We start from the raw sequence: 3432 nt of genomic DNA, 5'->3' as shown, positions 1-3432 counted from the left end.
CCCCCCCCCCCCCCCCCCCCCCCCCCCCCCCCCCCCCCCCCCCCCCCCCCCGCAGCAGGTATTCGTACAGCGGTAAAGCTGCAACAACGCAGACGTTGTGATTTTCCGGTCCGCCGGGCATGGCCCGGCGCTACCGGTACGCACGATGACAAGTGCAACGGGCGTCTAGCCTGCGATCTGCGCCTTACGGATGTGCGTCGAACCAGGCCAGTACGCGCGCCGGTGAACTGGCGAACCATTCATGCCCGCCCAGCGGTTCGGTGTACAGCGCCGTTTCCAGGCCCTGGTCCTGCAGGCGGGTGAAGTAGCGGTTGGTGGTCCACCACGGCACCACCGTGTCGACGAAGCCCTGCAGGAACAGGGTGGGCGGATGGTCGGACGGCAGCACCGCCGGCACGTCGCACAGCGGCCCGCTGCAGGTGGCGTACGAGCCGGACTGGATGGCCAGCGCACGGAATTCACCCGGGAATGAAACCGCCATGCGGCTGGTGTTGTAGCCGCCGCTGGAAATGCCGGTGGCATAGCGCCGCAGCGGGTCGAGCGGGCCGAACTGGCCGGCGGCAATCGCATCGAAGACGTTGCTGAGGAAATCGTAATCGGTGCCCAGCTCGTAGGCCGCACTCAGGCCCGGCACATTGGTCTGCCAGAACAGATCAGCCGGCGCGGCCGGTGCCACCACCGCGTAACCGTGGTCGAGCAGGGTCTGGATCAGCTTGCCTTCGTAATAGCCGCCAAATGGCTGGTTGCTGCGGTAGTCGAAATTCTGCAGCGGGAAGAACGAGCCCTGGTAAACCAGCACCACCGGCCAGCCGTGTGCCGGCGGTGTGCCCAGCGGCAGCTGGTAGGTCACCCGGCGCTGGCCGACCACGCCTGAATCGATCCACGCGGTCTGGTGCGTGCAGGTCACCCGCGCGGGGGTCAGCAGGCCGCGTGGTGTATCGGTGCAGCGCGATTGCGCAGCGGCATTCTGGCCCAGCAGGGCCCACAGCAACAGGCACGACAACCACATCCTCATTGCACGCTCCTTGCAGACAGGGACCGCGGGGATCCGCTCGCTTCCGTCCCATTGAGGTAGAGCGACGCGATCCCCTTCGTCGCTGGGTTCAGAAGGTGACTTTCACCGAGTCGGCGCTGTAGCGGGCAGGGCCGTGGTAGACCACTTCGATGTTGTTGCCATCGGGGTCGAGCACGAAGGCGCCGTAGTAGCCGGGGTGGTAGGGGCGCTCGCCGGGGGCGCCGTTGTCGGTGCCGCCAGCGGCCAGGGCGGCGCGGTGGAAGGCATCGACGGTGGCCGCATCACGGGCCTGGAACGCCAGATGATGGCGGCCGGTCAGCTGGCCGGCGGCGGCACCGCTGCTGGCGGTGGAAATGAACAGTTCGTCGGCCCAGAAATAGTCCGGGCCTTCACCGGCCACCGGAATGCCGATCGTGTCGAGCACCGCCTGGTAGAAGCGGCGGCTGGCGGCCAGGTCGCGCACCACCAGTTGCAGGTGGTCGATCAGGCGGCCGCGGTGCAGCTCCATCGTTTCCATACGCACCTCATCAAAGTGGCTCGTTGGTAGCACCGGACGGTGCCCGGCGCTACCGGAACGATACCTTCTTTTGGATCAGGTATTGGCGATGATCTCGACCCAGTAGCCGTCAGGGTCCTTGATGAATGCGATGTTCTTCATGCGACCGTCGGTCAGGCGCTTCTGGAACGGTACGCCCAGGTCCTCGAAGCGCTGGCAGGCCGCTTCCAGGGCCGGCACCGACACGCACAGGTGGCCGAAGCCGCGCGGGTCGCTGTTGCCGTCGTGGTAGACCGGGCCGTCCTGGCTTTCAGTGCCGTGGTTGTGGGTCAGTTCTAGCACGCCCGGCAGGCCGGCCATCCACACCCGGCGGGTGGCATCGTCTTCCGGCACGGTCACGCCGGCCGGTACGTAAGCCAGGAAGTACAGGCTGAACTGGGCTTCGGCGAAATCGCGCTTGTCGATCAGCTGGTAGCCCAGCACGCGGGTGTAGAAGTCCAGCGAGGCGGTGATGTCCTTCACCCGCAGCATGGTGTGGTTGAACACGAAGCCGTGGGTTTCGGCCGGGGCCTGGGCAGCCACGCCGGGAACGTCGCGCAGGGCGGCAAGGGTCATGGGGGAAGTCCTTCAGACAGGGCCGGGAACGGCCGGATGGGCCATTCTAACGGGCGCCCACCGTGCTGATTGCGACATACAATGGACGGATCGCACCGTTCCGTCCTGACAACGACTCTCCGCCATGTCGCAGCGTGAATGGGTGGCCGCCGCCATCCGCAAGATCGAAGCCGATTTCAATCGCTCCGCCGATACCCATCTGATCCCGCTGGCGCTGCCCGGGTTTGCCGGGATCGATGTCTATCTGAAGGACGAGTCGAGCCACCCCACCGGCAGCCTGAAGCACCGGCTGGCGCGCTCGCTGTTCCTGTATGCGCTGGCCAACGGCTGGCTGCGCGAAGGGCGGCCGGTGATCGAGGCCTCCAGCGGCTCCACCGCCGTGTCCGAAGCGTACTTCGCGCGCCTGCTGGGGCTGCCGTTCGTGGCGGTCATTCCGGCCAGCACCTCGCCGGAAAAGATCGCGGCCATCGAATTCCATGGCGGGCGCTGCCACCTGGTGGAGCGTGCCTGCGACCTGAACTGTGAATCCGAACGCCTGGCCCGCGAAACGGGCGGCCACTTCATGGACCAGTTCACCTACGCCGAGCGCGCCACCGACTGGCGCGCCAATAACAACATCGCCGAATCCATCTTCAAGCAGATGGCCGAAGAGCCCAGCCCGGTGCCGGACTGGATCGTGTGCAGCCCGGGCACCGGCGGCACCGCCGCCACCCTGGGCCGTTATGTCAGCTACCGCCGCCACGATACGCGCATCCTGTGCGCCGACCCGGAAGTCTCGGTGTTCTACGCCGGCTACCAGGCGGCCGTGGCCGGTGAACAAGACTGGCGCGGGCTGACCTGCAGCGGCGGTTCGCGGGTGGAAGGCATTGGCCGGCCGCGGGTGGAACCGAGCTTCATTCCCACCAGCGTGGATGCGATGGTGAAGGTGCCCGACGCACTGAGCCTGGCCGCCATGCGCCATGTCAGCCGCCAGCTGGGGCGCCGCGTGGGCGGTTCCACCGGCACCAACTTCATTGGCGTGCTGCAGGCCGCGCAGTGGATGCGCGCGGCCGGGCGCAGCGGCAGCATCGTCAGCATCCTCTGCGATGCCGGCGAGCGCTACGCGCACAGCTATTACAACCCCGAGTGGTACCTGAAGCAGGGCATCGACGTGGACGGCGCCGATGCACAGCTGGCCGCCGCCGTGGCCGGGCAGGGGTTGCCCGAGCTGGCGTACTGCAGCCTGGAAGCGCTGTAACGCAGCGACCTGATCCGCGGGGGGGGGGGGGGGGGGGGGCGCGGGGGGGGGGGGGGGGGGGGGGGGGGG

4 protein-coding genes are annotated in these 3432 nt (G+C 67.7%); 1 reads left to right on the top strand and 3 read right to left on the bottom strand.

The window, feature by feature from the left end; all coding sequences use genetic code 11:
• Nucleotides 1–184: 184 nt before the first annotated feature.
• From IAE58_RS19730 to gloA, 3 genes are all read right to left on the bottom strand, one after another.
• Complete coding sequence (locus IAE58_RS19730) at nt 185–1015, bottom strand: prolyl oligopeptidase family serine peptidase (RefSeq protein WP_199934783.1); 831 nt, start codon at nt 1013–1015, stop codon at nt 185–187.
• Between the two features lie 88 nt (nt 1016–1103).
• A complete protein-coding gene (locus IAE58_RS19725; RefSeq protein WP_199934782.1) occupies nt 1104–1532 on the bottom strand; it encodes a VOC family protein in 429 nt (142 codons plus the stop codon).
• Between the two features lie 75 nt (nt 1533–1607).
• Nucleotides 1608–2126: a lactoylglutathione lyase gene (gloA, locus tag IAE58_RS19720; protein WP_108754213.1), complete on the bottom strand. Its 519-nt coding sequence runs from the start codon at nt 2124–2126 to the stop codon at nt 1608–1610.
• A 124-nt stretch (nt 2127–2250) separates the two neighbouring features.
• Between gloA and IAE58_RS19715 the strand changes: the two genes are divergently transcribed.
• Nucleotides 2251–3363, top strand: a complete 1113-nt coding sequence (locus IAE58_RS19715) for a PLP-dependent cysteine synthase family protein (protein ID WP_199934781.1) — start codon at nt 2251–2253, stop codon at nt 3361–3363.
• Nucleotides 3364–3432: the final 69 nt, after the last annotated feature.

The sequence above is a fragment of the Stenotrophomonas sp. S49 genome (genome assembly GCF_016624905.1).
Lineage (GTDB): Bacteria > Pseudomonadota > Gammaproteobacteria > Xanthomonadales > Xanthomonadaceae > Stenotrophomonas.
Note: the sequence above shows the minus strand (reverse complement) of the source record. Positions and strands in the feature narration are given on the sequence as shown.

Bases quoted from the DNA above. Each gene is read 5' to 3' on its own strand.
- gloA (WP_108754213.1), bottom strand. From the start codon at position 2,126: ATGACCCTTGCCGCCCTGCGCGACGTTCCCGGCGTGGCTGCCCAGGCC.
- IAE58_RS19730 (WP_199934783.1), bottom strand. From the start codon at position 1,015: ATGAGGATGTGGTTGTCGTGCCTGTTGCTGTGGGCCCTGCTGGGCCAG.
- IAE58_RS19725 (WP_199934782.1), bottom strand. From the start codon at position 1,532: ATGGAAACGATGGAGCTGCACCGCGGCCGCCTGATCGACCACCTGCAA.
- IAE58_RS19715 (WP_199934781.1), top strand. From the start codon at position 2,251: ATGTCGCAGCGTGAATGGGTGGCCGCCGCCATCCGCAAGATCGAAGCC.